This window comes from Streptomyces sp. NPDC005648 (genome assembly GCF_040605395.1).
In the GTDB taxonomy this organism is placed as follows: domain Bacteria; phylum Actinomycetota; class Actinomycetes; order Streptomycetales; family Streptomycetaceae; genus Streptomyces.
The window spans coordinates 1-16,217 of the sequence record NZ_JBEXCS010000061.1; the positions used below are offsets into that span (position 1 = coordinate 1).

Annotated in this window: 16 protein-coding genes and 1 pseudogene; 6 read left to right on the forward strand and 11 right to left on the reverse strand. The window is 71.1% G+C overall.

All coding sequences use genetic code 11. The features are described from left to right. Positions 1-8: 8 nt before the first annotated feature. Positions 9-107, reverse strand: a pseudogene (locus ABZT17_RS29530) (cytidine deaminase); the annotation flags it as partial. 37 nt (positions 108-144) lie between these two features. On the opposite strand from ABZT17_RS29530, the gene ABZT17_RS29535 reads away from it, so the two are divergent. Then, a complete protein-coding gene (locus ABZT17_RS29535; RefSeq protein ID WP_356353099.1) occupies positions 145-972 on the forward strand; it encodes a class I SAM-dependent methyltransferase in 828 nt (275 codons plus the stop codon). Here the strand turns inward: ABZT17_RS29535 and ABZT17_RS29540 are convergent. Then, the gene (locus ABZT17_RS29540; RefSeq protein WP_356353101.1) at positions 965-1,597 is read right to left on the reverse strand and encodes an HAD-IA family hydrolase; all 633 of its coding nucleotides are present in this window, start codon (positions 1,595-1,597) and stop codon (positions 965-967) included. The genes ABZT17_RS29535 and ABZT17_RS29540 overlap by 8 nt on opposite strands. Next, positions 1,590-2,882, reverse strand: coding sequence for an LCP family protein (locus ABZT17_RS29545; protein ID WP_356353103.1), 1,293 nt, complete (start codon positions 2,880-2,882; stop codon positions 1,590-1,592). The genes ABZT17_RS29540 and ABZT17_RS29545 overlap by 8 nt, the downstream gene beginning before the upstream one ends. 119 nt (positions 2,883-3,001) lie before the next feature. On the opposite strand from ABZT17_RS29545, the gene ABZT17_RS29550 reads away from it, so the two are divergent. Beyond that, on the forward strand, positions 3,002-3,595 hold the full coding sequence (locus ABZT17_RS29550; RefSeq protein ID WP_356353104.1) for an acyl-CoA thioesterase: 594 nt from the start codon (positions 3,002-3,004) through the stop codon (positions 3,593-3,595). 4 nt (positions 3,596-3,599) lie between these two features. Here the strand turns inward: ABZT17_RS29550 and ABZT17_RS29555 are convergent, their stop codons facing one another. Beyond that, complete coding sequence (locus tag ABZT17_RS29555) at positions 3,600-5,612, reverse strand: putative Ig domain-containing protein (RefSeq protein ID WP_356353106.1); 2,013 nt, start codon at positions 5,610-5,612, stop codon at positions 3,600-3,602. Positions 5,613-5,802: 190 nt separating this feature from the next. Next, on the reverse strand, positions 5,803-6,960 hold the full coding sequence (locus ABZT17_RS29560) for an acyl-CoA dehydrogenase (RefSeq protein ID WP_356353108.1): 1,158 nt from the start codon (positions 6,958-6,960) through the stop codon (positions 5,803-5,805). Between the two features lie 190 nt (positions 6,961-7,150). On the opposite strand from ABZT17_RS29560, the gene ABZT17_RS29565 reads away from it, so the two are divergent. Next, on the forward strand, positions 7,151-8,494 hold the full coding sequence (locus tag ABZT17_RS29565; RefSeq protein ID WP_356353110.1) for a UDP-glucose/GDP-mannose dehydrogenase family protein: 1,344 nt from the start codon (positions 7,151-7,153) through the stop codon (positions 8,492-8,494). 128 nt (positions 8,495-8,622) lie between these two features. On the opposite strand, the gene ABZT17_RS29570 is transcribed toward ABZT17_RS29565, so the two are convergent. Next, complete coding sequence (locus ABZT17_RS29570) at positions 8,623-9,123, reverse strand: CGNR zinc finger domain-containing protein (protein ID WP_356353112.1); 501 nt, start codon at positions 9,121-9,123, stop codon at positions 8,623-8,625. A gap of 82 nt (positions 9,124-9,205) precedes the next feature. Here ABZT17_RS29570 and ABZT17_RS29575 point away from each other — a divergent pair, with 82 nt between their 5' ends. Continuing rightward, complete coding sequence (locus ABZT17_RS29575; protein WP_356353114.1) at positions 9,206-9,568, forward strand: VOC family protein; 363 nt, start codon at positions 9,206-9,208, stop codon at positions 9,566-9,568. A gap of 56 nt (positions 9,569-9,624) precedes the next feature. Beyond that, the gene (locus ABZT17_RS29580) at positions 9,625-10,014 is read left to right on the forward strand and encodes a VOC family protein (protein WP_356353116.1); all 390 of its coding nucleotides are present in this window, start codon (positions 9,625-9,627) and stop codon (positions 10,012-10,014) included. Between the two features lie 44 nt (positions 10,015-10,058). Here ABZT17_RS29580 and ABZT17_RS29585 read toward each other — a convergent pair whose 3' ends face one another. The 4 genes from ABZT17_RS29585 to ABZT17_RS29600 all read right to left on the reverse strand — a co-directional run bounded on the left by ABZT17_RS29585 (position 10,059) and on the right by ABZT17_RS29600 (position 14,229). Next, positions 10,059-11,174 carry a dipeptidase gene (locus tag ABZT17_RS29585; protein WP_356353118.1) on the reverse strand — a complete coding sequence of 372 codons (1,116 nt, stop codon included), beginning with the start codon at positions 11,172-11,174 and terminating at the stop codon, positions 10,059-10,061. A 177-nt stretch (positions 11,175-11,351) separates the two neighbouring features. Continuing rightward, the gene (locus ABZT17_RS29590) at positions 11,352-12,530 is read right to left on the reverse strand and encodes a dipeptidase (protein WP_356353120.1); all 1,179 of its coding nucleotides are present in this window, start codon (positions 12,528-12,530) and stop codon (positions 11,352-11,354) included. A 5-nt stretch (positions 12,531-12,535) separates the two neighbouring features. Beyond that, entirely contained in the window at positions 12,536-13,072 is a 537-nt protein-coding gene (gene purE / locus ABZT17_RS29595) for a 5-(carboxyamino)imidazole ribonucleotide mutase (RefSeq protein WP_356353122.1), read from the reverse strand. Further along, positions 13,069-14,229 (reverse strand): 5-(carboxyamino)imidazole ribonucleotide synthase, encoded by a 1,161-nt coding sequence (locus ABZT17_RS29600; RefSeq protein WP_356353123.1) that lies wholly within the window; start codon positions 14,227-14,229, stop codon positions 13,069-13,071. Before ABZT17_RS29600 ends, purE begins: the two co-directional genes overlap by 4 nt. 184 nt (positions 14,230-14,413) lie before the next feature. On the opposite strand from ABZT17_RS29600, the gene ABZT17_RS29605 reads away from it, so the two are divergent. Beyond that, positions 14,414-14,914, forward strand: coding sequence for a GtrA family protein (locus ABZT17_RS29605; RefSeq protein ID WP_356353125.1), 501 nt, complete (start codon positions 14,414-14,416; stop codon positions 14,912-14,914). Positions 14,915-14,927: 13 nt separating this feature from the next. On the opposite strand, the gene ABZT17_RS29610 is transcribed toward ABZT17_RS29605, so the two are convergent. Then, a complete protein-coding gene (locus ABZT17_RS29610; protein WP_356353127.1) occupies positions 14,928-16,202 on the reverse strand; it encodes an ATP-binding protein in 1,275 nt (424 codons plus the stop codon). Positions 16,203-16,217: the final 15 nt, after the last annotated feature.

A 16,217-nucleotide genomic window follows, 5' to 3' on the forward strand; every position in this document is an offset into this window, starting at 1 on the left:
TTCGGGTCTTACTTGGCGAGGTACTCGGGGCCGAAGGCCTGGGGGAGCATCTCGGAGAGCGGGTGGATTCCCGCCGGGGTCTCCAGGAGCTGGTCGGGGCACCCCTCGGGGTGCCCCTGGACCGCATTCGGGCACCCTTGTCCCATGAGCGACACCGAGACCCGCGGCACCGAGGCCTTCGACGCCGCTGAGCGGGGGATGTGGGCGGGTCGGGCGGAGGTGTACGCCGGGAGTTTCGCTCGGCTGTGTGCTCATCCGGTGGGGGCCTTGCTGGACGCCGGCGCGGTGGGGGCGGGGGCTCTGGTCCTTGATGCCGGGACCGGGACGGGGGCGGTGGCGCTTGCGGCGCTGGGGCGTGGGGCGCGGGTGGTGGGGGTGGACGCCGACGCGGGCATGGTGCGGGTGGCCCGGGGGCGCGGGGTCGACGCGCGGGTCGCCGTACTGCCCAAACTGCCTTTTCCGGACGGTGAGTTCGATGCCGTGGTCGCCAACTTCGTGCTCAACCACATCGGTCGGCCGCGTGCCGCGCTCGCGGAGGCGCGGCGGGTGCTGCGGTCGGGCGGACGGGTCGCCGTGAGCGTGTGGGGCGGAGGGCCGAACGTGGGGATGGAGCTGCTGGGGCGGGCCTGCGAGGCCGCGGGGGCGGTGGCACCGGAGTATCTGCCCCGCCTCGACCCCGGCGAGGACTTCGAGCGGACCGCGGACGGCCTCGCGGACCTGCTCACCGAGGCGGGCTTCACGGAGGCGCGCGGCTACGAGGTCCGCTGGGAACACCGCGCCGGGGTGGACGAGTGGTGGAGCGGAGCCGCCGCGGGGATCGGGAACGTCGGGCGCGTCATCGGCGCGCAGGCGCCGGAGGTCGTCGTCGGGATCAGGCGGGAGTACGAGCGTCTCGGCGCCGAACTCCTCGACGGGGACGGGCAGTTGGTGCTGCCCAGCACCGCGTTGCTGGCCTCCGGAGCCGTCAGCTGAACAGCGGCTCCAGGGCCCGCTCCAGATCCGCGGCCTCCCGGAAGCGCACCGCCCGCATCCCCAGCGCGGCCGCCGCCGCCACGTTCTCCTCGCTGTCGTCGACGAAGAGACAGCGCTCGGGAGCCACCCCGGCCAGATCGGCGGCCAACCGGTAGATACGCGGGTCCGGCTTGGCGATGCCGACCCGCGCGCTGTTGACGACATGGTCGGCGAGATCGCTCAGCCCCAGCGAGTCCAGGTCGGACTCCAGCTCCAGAGCCGCGTTGGAGACGAGGACCAGCGGGACCCGGACCCGGGCGCGGCGCAGCAGGGAGACCACCTCGTCGTCCGCGTGGAAGGGCGACTCCAGCAGCGCCAGGGCCAGTTCGTACGCCGTCTGCGGCTCCGGCACCAGCCCGGCGAGGCCCTCCGCGATCGCCTCCGCCCACTCCTGCGAGGTGATCTCGCCCCGCAGCAGCGGCAGATCCACCTCCGGCGCGAACGCCACCTTCTTGGTGCTGCCCTCGGCGACCCCCGCGGCGCGCTCCAGCGCCTCCAGACGGGCGGAGTCGAAGGTGCGGACCACATTGTCCACGTCACACAGAACCGCCCCGAAGGGCGGTCTGCCGCTGTTGCCGTCAGTCACTCGACACCGTGACCTTCTGATCGTTGTTGAGCTCGTTCACCAGGGTCTTCACCTTCGCCTTGTCCCAGACGAGGTTGCCGCCGACCGAGCCGGAGATCGGCATGTTCATCGAGGTGCCGTCACCGCCGCTGACCCCCTTCATCGCCCAGAACATGGAGGCGAGGTCCCACAGGCTCATGTCCTTGTCGACGGTCAGGGAGTCCAGGCCCGCGCCCATCGTCGGGTACAGCTTGAACGGGTTGAGGACGGTCGACGGGGTCGCCACCTGGTGGGCCAGCGCGGACAGGAACTTCTGCTGGTTCTTGGTGCGCTGCAGATCGCTCGCCGCGAAGGCGTGCCGGGTACGGACGAAGGCCAGGGCCTGCTCGCCGTTGAGCGTCTGCTTGCCCGCCTTGAAGTCGGCGCCCGAGTACTTGTCCTTGAAGCCCTTGTCGATGTCGATCGTCACACCGCCGACCGCGTCCACGATGTTCGCGAACCCGGCGAAGCCGATCTCGACGTAGTGGTCGATGTGCAGACCCATGTTGGCCTCGACGGTCCGCACCAGCAGGGTCGGCCCGTCCTCCGCGTAGGCGGCGTTCAGCTTGGTCTGCCGGCCCGTCGCCGGGTAGGTCTTGCCGGAGGTGGAACCCTTGTACGAGGGGATCGTCACGTTCGAGTCGCGTGGCAGCGAGATCAGGGTGTCGCCGCTGTCGCCGACGTGCAGGATCATCATCGAGTCCGTGCGCTTGCCCTCGGCCGAGCCCGTGTGCAGCTTCTTCTTCTGCTCGGAGGAGAGGCCGGCACGGCTGTCGGAGCCGACGATCAGGTAGTTGGTGCCGTCACCGCCGGCCGGACGGTCGATGACCTTGGACAGGTCGACGTCCCGGTGCAGCTTGGAGTCGGCCCAGAAGTACGTGCCGACGGTCGTCACGACCAGTCCGGTCACGACCACGATCGCCGTCCACTTGATACGGCGCCGCCAGTTCGGCCGCGGCCGACCCTCACCGCTGCCGGCGAAACCGTCTTGGCCGCCACCGCCGTAGACCTGCCCGGTGTTGTAGCCGCTGTCGTACCCGGGGTCACCGGCGTAGCCGTCGCCGTACCCCTGGCCGCCGGTGTACGACGGCTGCTGGGGCACCCCGCCGCCGTACGGCGGGGCGGACGGGCCGGAGCCCCCGTACGCGCCCGAGGCGGGCCGGCGGACCTGCCGCATCGCGCGCGCACCCTCGGGCTGTGCGCTGGCGCTGCCGCGTCCGTACCGGTTGCGGTTGTCGTCGGACCATGCCTCGGGCCAATCATTCATGGGGCCCAGTGTGCAGGTAGCGGCTGTGTCCTTTACAAGGGTCGTAGGAAAATCAGGGCACCGCTGTTGCGAACCCAACACAAAGTCCGCGAATGTCACCTCGGCATAGGGTGGAGGCCATGACAGACCAGGCCCCGGCCACGGAACCGGACACCGCGGCTATCCCCGGCACCGGGGAGATATCCGCCCCCGCGGAGCTTCCCGGCAAGCCCACCTCGGCGTCCCGGACCACGCTCAGCCACATCATGACCCACAACGACACCAATCTGCTGGGCACCGTGCACGGCGGTGTGATCATGAAGCTGGTCGACGACGCGGCGGGCGCCGTGGCCGGCCGGCACAGCGGCGGGCCCGCGGTCACCGCGTCCATGGACGAGATGGCGTTCCTGGAGCCGGTCCGCGTCGGCGACCTGGTGCATGTGAAGGCCCAGGTCAACTGGACCGGCCGCACCTCGATGGAGGTCGGCGTCCGGGTCCTGGCGGAGCGCTGGAACGAGTCCACCCCGCCCACCCAGGTCGGCTCCGCGTACCTGGTCTTCGCTGCCGTGGACTCCGACGGCAAGCCCCGCCGGGTGCCACCGGTCCTCCCGGAGACGGAGAAGGACAAGCGCCGTTACCAGGAGGCCCAGATCCGCCGCACCCACCGGCTGGCCCGCCGCCGGGCCATCGTGGAACTGCGGGAGCGGCGGGCGGCGGAGGGACTGGAGGACTGAGGGCCTATCCCACCCTCAGGGTGATGTCGTCCAGCGCGAAGTCGGTCGCCGCCGCCTTCGACGTGACGCCGAAGGCGAGCGTCACCGTCCTTCCGGCGTACGCGGACAGGTCGACGCTGTGGCGCCGGTAGTCGTCGGACGCGTCGCGGTTGGAGTGGGTGGCCACGGTGGCGAGGACGGTCCCGGCCTGGTCCAGTACGCGGACCTGCAGGGTGTCCCGGGCGGGGTCGGTGGATGCCAGTTCGGTGATCGGCCGGAGCCAGTAGCCGAGGCTGTAGGACGTGCAGCCGGTCGGCAGGGTGACGGTCTGACGCAGGGTGCGGGTGGTGTTGGCGGAGACGGCCAGGTGGTCGTAGAGGGCGATGTAGTGGCCCGAGTGGACCGGTGGGTCTGAGGTGTCGTCGGAGAGGAACCAGGGCGACTGCCGGGTCCAGGGGGCGAAGTCGGGCAGTTCGAAGCCGGTGTTGCCGAGCACCTGGCCCGGATAGCAGCCACCGGCGGTGGTGATCCGCCAGGTGAACGAGGCGGCGCCGTACGCCCCGGAGGAGTCCTGCGCCGTCACGGTCACGCCCCAGGTACCCCAGGTGGTGGGTGTACCGGAGATCGCGCCGGTCGCCGGGTCGAGCGACACCCCGGGCGGCAGTCCCGAGGCGGTGTAGGTGAGGGTGCGTCCCGGGACCGAGTCGTGTCCCTGCGCCTGGAGGGAGACCGCCGTGCCCGTCCGGGTGTTCTGGTCGGTGGGCGCGGTCACGGTGACGGTGGCACCGTCACCGCCCGACGCACCGGAGAACGCGGAGACGCCGGCCGGTGAGCCCAGTCCGGTGGGCCCGTCGTATCCCTCGCCCGCGGTGCAGAAGTACACGGACTCGGTCTCCGTGTCGCAGAATCCGTTCTCGCCCGAGGTCACGTCGTTGAGGGCGCCGGGGTGGGCGTACGGGTAGGAGGCGGGCAGGGAGCCGGGGCGGGGCGGGCCGGCCAATGCGTAGGCGGCGGCGACCAGCGGCGAGGCGGCACTGGTGCCTCCGACCACGAACCAGTTGCCGAAGGAGCCGTCCTGGAAGCTGTCGTAGATGGCGACGCCGTTGTCGGGGTCGGCGACGGCGGAGACGTCGTTCAGCATCCTGCGCGGGCAGTCGGGGTCGGTCTGCCAGGACGGCTTGGGCTCCTGAGCGGAGCAGCCCGACCCGGTGCCGCCGAACCAGTTGAGGAAGTCGCCCCAGACGGTTTCGGACCAGCCCCGGGCGCTGGAGTCCTTCAGGAGCGTGGTTCCGCCGACCGCCGTCACATAGGGCGAGGCGGCAGGGTACTCGGTGCCGTAGTCGCCGTCGCCGGCCGCGGCGGTCACCACGACTCCGGGGTGGTCGAAGTACGCGGTGTCGTAGGCGAGTTCGCCGGCGTCCTCGTCGGCGCCGTAGCTGTTGGAGACATAGCCGGCGCCTTTGGCGACGGCGGTGTTCACGGCGGCGCCGAGGTCCTCGACGCTGTTGCTGTCCGCCTCGACCAGCAGGATGCGGCAGTTGGGGCAGCCCGCCGAGACCATGTCGAGGTCCAGCGCGATCTCCATCGCCCAGTCGTCGTCGGGGACGGGCAGGTCGTCGCCCCCTCTCTGGTCCACCTTGGTGAAGCAGCCGGTCGACTCGGTGCACGGTGGCAGACCGTACTGGGCGCGGTAGGCGGACAGGTCGTCGGCCGCGTTGGGGTTGTCGTACGCGTCGACCACCGCCACCGTCCGGCCCGTGCCGGCCGTGGCCGAGGGCAGCCGGTAGGCGTCCTGCAGATCGGCGGGGCCGTAGCCGAAGGGCGTGTCGTCGGCGGCCGCCCGGGCCGCCTCGCCCTTCCCCGCGGGTCTCGTCCGGACCAGGGCGAGACAGGAGAAGCGGCCGGGCTCCGGGGCCGGACACACCCGCGCCGACCCGGGCTCCCCCGCCCCGGTCTCCGCCGCGGCCCCGTGCGGCGACAACGCCGCCGTGACCAGCACCAGTACGAGTAACACGACCGTGCGTGCTGAGCGTGCCATGGGTGCCCCCCTCGGGCTCGGCATGTCATGCGCATCTCAGCACAATCCGGTGCCGGGCGGAACCCGCCCCGGTCTTACGGGAGTTGAGCGCCATCGCGACGCGCCGGACCTGGTCGGCGCCTTCGTACCGCGTACGACAGCAGCCCCCGGCGTCACGCCGGGGGCTGCTGTCCGACCTGCGAAAACCCTGCTAGGGAAGGTTCCTTGCCATCACGATCCGCTGAACCTGGTTCGTGCCCTCGTAGATCTGCGTGATCTTCGCGTCGCGCATCATCCGCTCCACCGGGTAGTCACGGGTGTAGCCGTAACCGCCCAGCAGCTGCACCGCGTCCGTGGTGACCTCCATGGCCACGTCCGAGGCGAAGCACTTGGCCGCGGCGCCCTGGAAGGTCAGGTCGCCGTCGCCACGCTCCGAGGCGGCCGCCGCCTGGTACGTGAGGGCACGCGCCGCGGCGATCTTCATGGCCATGTCGGCGAGCATGAACTGGATGCCCTGGAAGTCGGCGATCGGCTTGCCGAACTGCTTGCGCTCCTGGACATAGCCCTTGGCGTAGTCAAGGGCCCCCTGGGCCACACCGAGCGCCTGGGCGGCGATGGTGATGCGGGTGTGGTCGAGGGTCTTCATGGCGGTCGCGAAACCGGTGCCCTCCTCGCCGATCATGCGGTCGGCGGGGATGCGGACGTTGTCGAAGTAGATCTCGCGGGTCGGGGAGCCCTTGATGCCGAGCTTCTTCTCCGGGGCACCGAAGGAGACACCGTCGTCCGACTTCTCGACGACGAACGCCGAGATTCCCTTCGAGCGCTTCGTGGGGTCCGTCACCGCCATGACCGTGTAGTACTCGGAGACGCCCGCGTTGGTGATCCAGCGCTTCACGCCGTTCAGCACGTAGTGGTCGCCGTCGCGGACCGCCTTGGTCGTCATGCCGGCCGCGTCCGAGCCCGCCTCCGGCTCGGACAGGGCGTACGAGAACATCGCGTCGCCCTTGGCGAGCGGGGTCAGGTACTTCTTCTTCAGGTCCTCGGAGCCCGAGAGGATCACCGGGAGGGAACCCAGCTTGTTCACGGCCGGGATCAGCGAGGACGAGACGCAGACGCGCGCCACCTCCTCGATCACGATCACCGTGGCGAGCGCGTCGGCGCCCGAGCCACCGTACTCCTCGGGGACATGGACGGCCGCCAGGTCATTGGCGACCAGCGCCTCCAGCGCCTCCTGCGGGAAGCGGGCCTCCTCGTCCACCGCGGCGGCGAACGGCGCGATCTTCGCCTCGGCCAGCGAACGGATCGCGTCACGGAGCATGTCGTGCTCCTCGGACGGGCGGTACAGGTCGAAGTCAGCCGATCCGGCCAAGGTCTCTCACGCTCCAAAACGCTGCGATTGCCGACGCTAATTACCGTTAAGTAACTCAAATTTTAGGGGGCGGCCCACGGGAGTGATACGTGAGCTTGGCGACAGCGGGAAAAGTGCCCGTCGAAGGCCCTTCCCACGCCCCGGATATGCTCGGGCACCGCAGGAAACTCCGTCCCCGTCTGGAGCACCCATGAGCCTCAAGATCACCGTGATCGGCACCGGCTACCTCGGCGCGACGCACGCCGCGGCCATGGCCGAGCTGGGCTTCGAGGTGCTCGCCCTGGACGTGGTGGCCGAGAAGATCGAGAAGCTGCGGCGGGGCGAGGCCCCCATGTTCGAGCCCGGCCTCGACGAGCTCCTGCGCAAGCATGTCGCCGGCATCGAGGGGTCCACCGGGCGGCTCCGCGTCACCATGGACTGGGCCGAGGTGGGGGCCTTCGGCGATGTGCACTTCCTGTGCATCAACACCCCGCAGAAGCACGGGGAGTACGCCTGCGACATGTCGTACGTCGACTCCGCCTTCGCCTCCCTGGCCCCGCATCTGACCGGGCCCGCCCTGGTCGTCGGCAAGTCGACGGTCCCCGTCGGTTCCGCCGACCGGCTCGCCCGCTACCTGGCCGAGAACGCGCCCGCCGGCGAGGACGCCGAGCTGGCCTGGAACCCGGAGTTCCTGCGCGAGGGCTTCGCCGTCGACGACACCCTTCACCCGGACCGGATCGTGGTCGGCGTACGCAGCGAGCGGGCCGAGAAGCTGCTGCGCGAGGTGTACGCCACGCCGCTCTCCGAGGGGACGCCGTTCGTCGTCACGGACTTCCCGACCGCCGAGCTGGTGAAGACGTCCGCGAACTCCTTCCTGGCCACCAAGATCTCCTTCATCAACGCCATGGCCGAGATGTGCGAGGCCTCCGGCGGCGATGTCACCAAGCTCGCCGAGGCGATCGGGTACGACGACCGGATCGGCAAGAAGTTCCTGCGGGCCGGGATCGGGTTCGGCGGCGGCTGTCTACCCAAGGACATCCGGGCGTTCATGGCGCGCGCCGGTGAGCTCGGCGCCGACCAGGCACTGACCTTCCTGCGCGAGATCGACTCGATCAACATGCGCCAGCGCGGGCAGATGGTGGAGCTGGCCCGGCAGATACTGGGCGGCGGGCCGTTCCTCGGCAAGCGGGTCGCGGTGCTGGGCGCCACCTTCAAGCCCGACTCGGACGACGTACGGGACTCCCCCGCGCTGAACGTCGCCGGGCAGATCCACCTCCAGGGCGGCCAGGTCACGGTCTACGACCCGAAGGGCATGGACAACGCCCGCAAGGTCTTCCCGACGCTCGGCTACGCCGACACCGCGCTGGAGGCGGTCCGGGGCGCCGACGTCGTCCTGCATCTCACCGAGTGGCGCGAGTTCCGTGAACTGGACCCGGCGGCCCTCGGCGAGGTCACGGCGGCCCGGGTGATCCTGGACGGACGCAACGCCCTCGACCCGACCCTGTGGCGCAAGGCCGGCTGGACATACCGCGCGATGGGACGCCCTACCGCTTAAGAGGCCCGCGGGGGCGTGTGAGCCCGCGTTCCCCGGTCGCCGCACAGGGCGGTGGTGCAGAATGCAGCAAGACGCCGGTTCGGCCGACTGAGCCTCGGCCGAACCGGCGTCGGCATTCCCGGCCGGTGCTACTTGGCCCGGTAGCGCCGCATCTTCGCGCGCGCCCCGCACAGCTGCATGGAGCACCAGCGCCCGCGTCCGGCCGGGCTGCGGTCGTAGTAGGCCCAGTGGCAGGTGACGCTCTCGCAGGCCTTGAGGCGGGTCCAGGTGCCGTCGACGAGGGACTGGGCGACGGCGACGGCGACACGGGACAGCAGCGGGCCGGCGTCGGCGGGTGCGAGGGCCGCCGAACCGTCGGCCGGGTCGACGGTCACCCGCAGCGGCGCTGACGCCAGCAGGCCGTCCAGGGGGCTGACCGGCGCGTGCGGCGGGTGCCCGGCGTGGGCGAGCAGCGTCGCGCGCAGGGACTCGCGCAGTTCGCGTGCCGCGGGGACCTCGTCCGGGGTGAGCCCGAACGGCGCGCGGCCGTCCACCGTGTCGAGCGCGTCCGCCCCCGACTCGATGTCCAGTGTGTTCACCAGGGCCTCGACCAGGGCCAGGCTTCCCGGTGCGGCCGATCTCTCACTCACTCTTGCGACGTTACCCCCAATGCGGCAGCATGCAGTAACCGAGTTACTGGTTAACGCCATCTACAGGTAACAGGAGGAAGTCATGGCTCTCGCCAAGCTGGGCGCCGTCGTCCTGGACTGTCCCGATCCGCACGCGCTCGCCGGGTTCTACGCCGAGGTGCTGGGCGGCACGGTCGAGACCGACGGCGACGACTGGGTGGACCTCACGACTCCCGACGGCAGGGTGCTGGCCTTCCAGGCCTCCCCCGGGCATGTGGCGCCCGAGTGGCCCGCGCCCGACCACTCCCAGCAGTTCCACCTGGACCTGACCGTCGAGGACCTGGACGCGGCCGAGGCGGGCGTGCTGGCGCTGGGCGCGAAGCCGCTGGACGCGGATGACCCCGCACGCGGCTGGCGTGTGTACGCGGACCCGGCTGGGCACCCGTTCTGTCTGTGCGCCTGCTGAACCTGACGCGCTCGCCGAACGCCCGCCGCACGCCCGCCGAACAGGGAGGACACACCATGCCCGTGGCCCGCTTCCGTTCCGTCGTACTCGACTGCCCCGATCCGCGGGCGCTCGCCGACTTCTACGCGCGGGTCGGCGGCGGCACCCCGCAGGCCGAGGACGACGACTGGGTCGTACTCCAGGTGCCGGACGGCCCGCGGCTCGCCTTCCAGCGGGCGGAGGGCTTCACACCGCACGAGTGGCCGCGCGCCGACCGCAACTCGCAGCAGTTCCACATCGACTTCGACGCCGGGTCGACCTGGGAGGAGATCGACGCGGCGCACGCCGAGGTGGTGTCCCTCGGCGCGACGCCGCTGGACCTGGAGGACCGGGAGAAGAAGGACTTCCAGGTGTACGCCGATCCGGCGGGGCACCCGTTCTGCCTCTGCCGGATCGAGCACCCGTAGAGCACCGCCGGAAGACGGGCCCCAACCTCCCAGAGCAACACGCCCTAGCCGTCCAGGTCGGCGATCTTCGCTGTGGACGGCTCGCGGCGTCGGCGGGCGGCGCGGGCCGTGAAGTCGGCGGTGCGCAGGACGCGCTGGACGTTGCCCCAGGTGAGCAGGGCCAGGTCGGGTTCGCTCCAGCCGCGGTGCAGGAGTTCGGCGATCAGATGCGGGTAGCAGGAGGCGTCGGCGAGGTCCTGGGGATGCGCGGTGCCGGCGTCGTACGTACCCGAGAGGCCCACGCACTCCGGCCCCGCCACCTCCCGCACATGGTCGAGATGGTCGGCGACGTCCCGGACCGAGGGCCCGGTCTGCTCGGCCGTCAGGGGCACCATGCACAGGCCCTTGGCGGCACCCAGCTCGGTGAGCAGCTCGTCGGGGAGGTTGACGGGGTGCGGGCGCAGGGCACGGGCGGCCGAGCGGGTGAACAGCACCGGCGACTTGGAGACGGCGAAGGCGCGGCGGATGGTGCCGGCGGAGGCGCCGGAGAGGTCGGCGAGCACACCGAGCCGGTTCATCTCGCGGACCACCTCCTCGCCGAAGCGGGTGAGCCCGGCCTCGCTGGCCCAGGAGGCGCCGGTGAGGGTGAGGGCGCGCAGGCCCAGGGAGTGCAGGGAGCGCAGGATGCCGAGGGAGTCGCCGAGGGCGGCGGCACCGGCGGGCCCGAGCAGCACGGCCACCCGCCCGCAGTTGCGCGCGTCGGTGACCTGCCCGGCGGCGTGGGTCAGCCGCAGCCCCTCCGGGTGGGCCTGCACCACGGTCTTCACCAGGTCCAGCTGCTCCAGGGTCGCCCCCACCGCCCGGTCCCCCGCCAGCCCCTCCGGCAGATGCAGGGACCAGAACAGCGCCCCGACATGCCCCTCCCGCAGCCGCGGCACATCGGTGTCCACGGCGCTCTCGCCGAGCTCCAGGTCGTACCAGGGCAGATGCCGCAGCGCCCACGGCAGCCCGCTGTAACCGTCGGCGACGGGGTGCGCGGCGAGGATGGCGTGCGCCCGCTCCAGGGGCGCGGTGTCCGGGTCGGAGACGGGCGTGTAGGGCTCGGCCTCGAACGGATCCGGCAGGCCGTCGAGTTCGCCGACCTCGGTCGTCGTGTGCAGTTCGTCCTGGAGGTCTGCCATGCGGGCTCCGTACATCGTGATCGGCGACGTGATCAGACGTGATCAGCACTACGGTCACCGTCGCACGGAGCGGCAAGGCCTTCTCGGTGGATGGGGCGTTCGGGGGTCGGCCGGTCCAGTGACCGCCGGCGGACCGGATCCGAGGCGGACCGGATCCGCGGCGGTCCGGCCCGCCGGTCAGCCGTCCAGGGACTCGATCGTCGCGTGGGAGGGCGCCCGGGTCTGCTGGAGCTCCCGTGCCACGTCCTCCGCCGCGCCCAGGACCCGTACCGAGTTCTGCCAGGTGAGCTTGGCCAGGTCGGACCCGGACCAGCCGCGGTCGAGGAGTTCGGCGATCAGGTTGGGGTAGCCGGAGACGTCGCCCAGGCCGTCCGGGGTGAAGGCCGTGCCGTCGTAGTCGCCGCCGATGCCGAGGTGGTCGATGCCGGCGACCTCGCGCATGTGGTCGAGGTGGTCGGCGACCGTCGCGACCGTGGCGACGGGGCGCGGGTTGCGCTCCTCGAAGGCGCGGTGGACCTTCATCGCCTCGGGGGTCGTGTCGAGGTGGTGCAGGCCGTGGGCGCGCATGTTGTCGTCGGCCTCGGCCGTCCAGTCGACCGCCGCCTGCAGCACGAACTTCGGCACGAACGTCACCATGGCGACGCCGCCGTTGCCCGGGAGGCGTTCGAGGACGTCGTCCGGGATGTTGCGGGGGTGGTCGCAGACGGCACGCGAGGAGGAGTGGGAGAAGATCACCGGGGCGGAGGTGGCGTCCAGCGCGTCCCGCATGGTCGTCGCCGCGACGTGCGAGAGGTCCACCAGCATGCCCAGCCGGTTCATCTCCCGCACGACCTCACGGCCGAAGGCGGAAAGACCGCCGACGCCCGGCTCGTCGGTCGCCGAGTCCGCCCAGTCGACGTTGTCGTTGTGGGTGAGCGTCATGTAGCGGACGCCGAGCGCGTGAAGGCCGCGCAGGGTGCCGAGGGAGTTGGCGATGGAATGCCCGCCCTCCGCGCCCATCAGCGAGGCGATACGGCCCTCCCGCCGTGCCGACTCCATGTCGGCGGCGGTGTGCGCGGGCGCCAGGTCCGCCGGGTGGCGCGCCAGCAGCCGCCGTACGCAGTCGATCTGTTCGAGCGTCGCGGGCACCGCGTCCGGGAGATCGGAGGGCACGTACACCGACCAGTACTGCGCGCCCACCCCGCCCTCGCGCAGGCGCGGGATGTCGGTGTGCAGATACGCGTTCTGGTGTACGGCGATGTCGCGTGCGCCGAGGTCGTAGCGGACCTGTTTGCGCAGCGCCCACGGCAGGTCGTTGTGACCGTCGACGACCGGGAACTCGGCGAGCAGTTCCCGGGCCTCAGCCAGGGAGGTCATCGGTGTCACTTCCCGAAGCCGAAGCCGCCGCCGACGCCCTCGACCTTGGCGCGCAAACGCTTGCCCTTGTCGCCGGCCTGGTCGTTCAGTTCCTGCTGGAAGTCGCGCATCCGCTGCAGCAGGTCCTCGTCGTGGGCGGCGAGGATCCGGGCCGCGAGCAGTCCGGCGTTGCGGGCGCCGGCGACGGAGACGGTGGCGACCGGGACCCCCGCCGGCATCTGCACGATCGACAGGAGGGAGTCCATGCCGTCGAGGTACTTCAGCGGCACGGGGACGCCGATCACGGGGAGCGGGGTGACGGACGCGAGCATGCCCGGGAGGTGGGCCGCGCCGCCGGCGCCGGCGATGATCACCTTCAGGCCCCGCTCGGCCGCCTGCTCGCCGTATGTGATCATCTCGCGCGGCATGCGGTGCGCGGAGACGACGTCGACCTCGTACTCGATCTCGAACTCGTCGAGGGCCTGGGCGGCGGCCTCCATCACGGGCCAGTCGGAGTCCGAACCCATGACGATGCCCACGACGGGGCCGGCAGCGGTACTCATTCGGTGATCGTGCCTCTCAGGTAACCGGCTGCGTGACGTGCGCGCTCGAGGACGTCGTCCAGGTCGTCGCCGTAGGTGTTGACGTGGCCCACCTTGCGGCCCGGCTTCACGTCCTTGCCGTACATGTGGATCTTCAGCTGGGGGTCGCGGGCCATGCAGTGCAGATAGGCCGAGTACATGTCCGGGTAGTCGCCGCCGAGGACGTTGACCATGACCGTCCACTTCGCGCGGGGGCGCGGGTCGCCGAGCGGGAGGTCGAGGACCGCGCGGACGTGGTTGGCGAACTGCGAGGTGATCGCGCCGTCCTGGGTCCAGTGGCCCGAGTTGTGCGGGCGCATCGCCAGCTCGTTGACGAGGATGCGGCCGTCGCGGGTCTGGAACAGCTCGACGGCGAGATGGCCGACGACGTCCAGTTCCTTGGCGATGGTCAGGGCCATCTCCTCGGCCTTGAGGGCCAGGGACTCGTCGAGGCCGGGGGCGGGGGCGACGACCGTGTCGCAGACGCCGTTCACCTGCTGGGACTCGACCACCGGGTAGGCGACGGCCTGGCCGTGCGGGGACCGTACGACATTGGCGGCGAGCTCGCGGACGTAGTCGACCTTCTCCTCGGCGAGGACGGGGACCCCGGCGCGGAAGGGGTCCTCGGCCTCCCCGGCGGAGTCGACGACCCACACGCCCTTGCCGTCGTAGCCGCCGCGGACGGTCTTGAGGACGACGGGGAAGCCGTCGCCCTCGGCGCCCTCGGCCAGGCCCTCCGCCGCGAAGGCGGCCACGTCGGCCGGGTCGCTCACGATCCGGTGCCGCGGGCAGGGGATGCCGATCGAGGTGAGCTTCGCCCGCATCACGCCCTTGTCCTGGGCGTGCACCAGCGCGCCGGGGCCGGGGCGCACGGGGATGCCGTCCGCCTCCAGGGCCCTGAGGTGCTCGGTGGGGACGTGCTCGTGATCAAAGGTGATCACGTCACAGCCCTGTGCGAACGCGCGCAGCGTGTCGAGATCGCGATAGTCGCCGACGACGACATCGCTCACGACCTGGGCCGCCGAGTCCTGCGGGGTGTCACTGAGGAGCTTGAACCTGATGCCGAGCGGGATGCCTGCCTCGTGTGTCATACGAGCGAGCTGGCCTCCGCCGACCATGCCGACTACCGGGAACGTCACGCACCCAGGGTATCGGCCGCGCGGGGGCCATCTGTTTCCGGCCGTTCCCGGGCCCTCTTACCAGGCTCTTCCCGAGCTGTTCCCTGGGTGTGAGCCCGTCCATGGGTGTTTGTGAAGGAGAGATGGTTAGCATGGCTGGGTCGGCGAAACGATGACACCTACCCGGATGGGGGCCTTCACAACCATGGGACACAGTTCCTCGGGGCTTCGAAGGCTCACGCGCGAGATCGCCAAGTTCGGTGCGGTGGGTGCGCTCGGCACCGTCGTGAACTTCGGCGTCTCCAATCTGCTGTGGCATCTCACCAGCCTGCAGGCGGTGCGCGCCAACGTCATCGCGACGATCGTGGCCATCGGCGTCAACTATCTGGGCTTCCGGTACTTCACCTACCGCGACCGCGACAAGAGCGCCCGCACCAAGGAGCTGACGCTGTTCCTGGCGTTCAGCGCGGTGGGCCTCGTGATCGAGAACGGCGTCCTGTACGCGGCGATCTACGGCTTCGGCTGGGACAGCTCGATCGAGCGGAACGTGTTCAAGGTCGTCGGCATCGGCCTGGGCACGCTCTTCCGGTTCTGGTCCTACCGCAGCTGGGTCTTCAAGACCCTGCCCGCCCGCGAGGCGGTGGCCGACGCGGAGTCCTTCCTGGAGGAGGCGGAGCGGCCGAAGGCCCGGCAGCGGGTCAGCTGACCCGGCGGCCCCCTCAGCGGACCGTCGGCTCCTCCTCCTGCTCGGGCCTCTTCAGCGGCGGTGTCCGGGACAGGAACAGACCGAAGACCGGGGGCTGGGTCTGCAGCATCTCCAGACGGCCGCCGTCGGCCTCCGCGAGGTCCCGGGCGACCGCCAGGCCGATACCCGTCGAGTTGCGGCCGCTGATGGTCCGCTCGAAGATCCTCGCGCCCAGGTCGGCCGGCACGCCCGGCCCCTCGTCCGTCACCTCGACGACCGCCTGGTTGCCGGTGACACGGGTGCGCAGCGCCACCGTCCCGCCGCCGTGCATGAGGGAGTTCTCGATCAGGGCCGCCAGGACCTGGGCGACCGCGCCCGGTGTGCCGACCGCCTGCAGATGGCGCTTGCCGGAGCTGACGATCGCCCGCCCGACACCCCGGTACGCGGGCCGCCACTCCGCCAGCTGCTGCTGGATGACCTCGTCGAGGTCGAAGGAGACGGCGTTGCCGGTCCGGGGGTCACGGGAGTTGGTCAGCAGCCGCTCCACCACGTCCGTCAGCCGCTCGACCTGCGTCAGCGCGACGTTGGCCTCCTCCTTCACCGTGTCCGGATCGTCGGTGAGGGTGATCTCCTCCAGCCGCATGGACAGCGCGGTGAGCGGGGTGCGCAGCTGGTGGGAGGCGTCGGCGGCCAGGCGCCGCTCGGCGGTGAGCATCCGGGCGATGCGCTCGGCCGAGGAGTCCAGTACATCGGCGACCCGGTCCAGCTCCGGGACGCCGTAGCGCTTGTGACGGGGCCGCGGGTCGCCCGAGCCCAGCCGCTCCGCCGTCTCGGCCAGGTCGGTCAGCGGCGAGGCGAGCCGGTTGGCCTGACGGATCGCGAGGAGTACGGCGGCGACGACCGCGAGCAGGGCGACGAGGCCGATGACCAGCAGCGTTCGCCCGACCTCCCGGCTGACCGTCGACCGGGGCTCCTCGACGACGACCGACTCGCCCTCCTCGCCCTGGGCGTGCCCCCGGATGACCTCACCGTCCGGTTCGGCCCCGAGGGCGATGGCGGGCTTCCCCGGAATTCGCACCACGGCGTACTTCTCGCCGGTGACCTGGCCCTTCAGCGCGGCCTTGGTGACGGGCGCGTTCGTGCTGAGCCGGCTGTCCACGATGCTCGCCAGCCGCTGCGCCTCGGAACTCACCCGTTCCTGGGCACTGCTGCTGATGGTCCGCGTCTCGACGATGACGAGTGACACACCGAAGACGGCGATCACGACGAGCACGACGGCGAGCGTGGACTGAATCAGACGACGACGCACCAAACCCTCCGGACA

Excerpts from the sequence above, each read along its gene's own strand:
- ABZT17_RS29550 (WP_356353104.1), top strand. The coding sequence starts at position 3,002 with ATGACAGACCAGGCCCCGGCCACGGAACCGGACACCGCGGCTATCCCC.
- ABZT17_RS29555 (WP_356353106.1), bottom strand. The coding sequence starts at position 5,612 with ATGGCACGCTCAGCACGCACGGTCGTGTTACTCGTACTGGTGCTGGTC.
- ABZT17_RS29535 (WP_356353099.1), top strand. The coding sequence starts at position 145 with ATGAGCGACACCGAGACCCGCGGCACCGAGGCCTTCGACGCCGCTGAG.
- ABZT17_RS29590 (WP_356353120.1), bottom strand. The coding sequence starts at position 12,530 with ATGACCTCCCTGGCTGAGGCCCGGGAACTGCTCGCCGAGTTCCCGGTC.
- purE (WP_356353122.1), bottom strand. The coding sequence starts at position 13,072 with ATGAGTACCGCTGCCGGCCCCGTCGTGGGCATCGTCATGGGTTCGGAC.
- ABZT17_RS29575 (WP_356353114.1), top strand. The coding sequence starts at position 9,206 with ATGGCTCTCGCCAAGCTGGGCGCCGTCGTCCTGGACTGTCCCGATCCG.
- ABZT17_RS29585 (WP_356353118.1), bottom strand. The coding sequence starts at position 11,174 with ATGGCAGACCTCCAGGACGAACTGCACACGACGACCGAGGTCGGCGAA.
- ABZT17_RS29565 (WP_356353110.1), top strand. The coding sequence starts at position 7,151 with ATGAGCCTCAAGATCACCGTGATCGGCACCGGCTACCTCGGCGCGACG.
- ABZT17_RS29545 (WP_356353103.1), bottom strand. The coding sequence starts at position 2,882 with ATGAATGATTGGCCCGAGGCATGGTCCGACGACAACCGCAACCGGTAC.
- ABZT17_RS29580 (WP_356353116.1), top strand. The coding sequence starts at position 9,625 with ATGCCCGTGGCCCGCTTCCGTTCCGTCGTACTCGACTGCCCCGATCCG.
- ABZT17_RS29605 (WP_356353125.1), top strand. The coding sequence starts at position 14,414 with ATGGGACACAGTTCCTCGGGGCTTCGAAGGCTCACGCGCGAGATCGCC.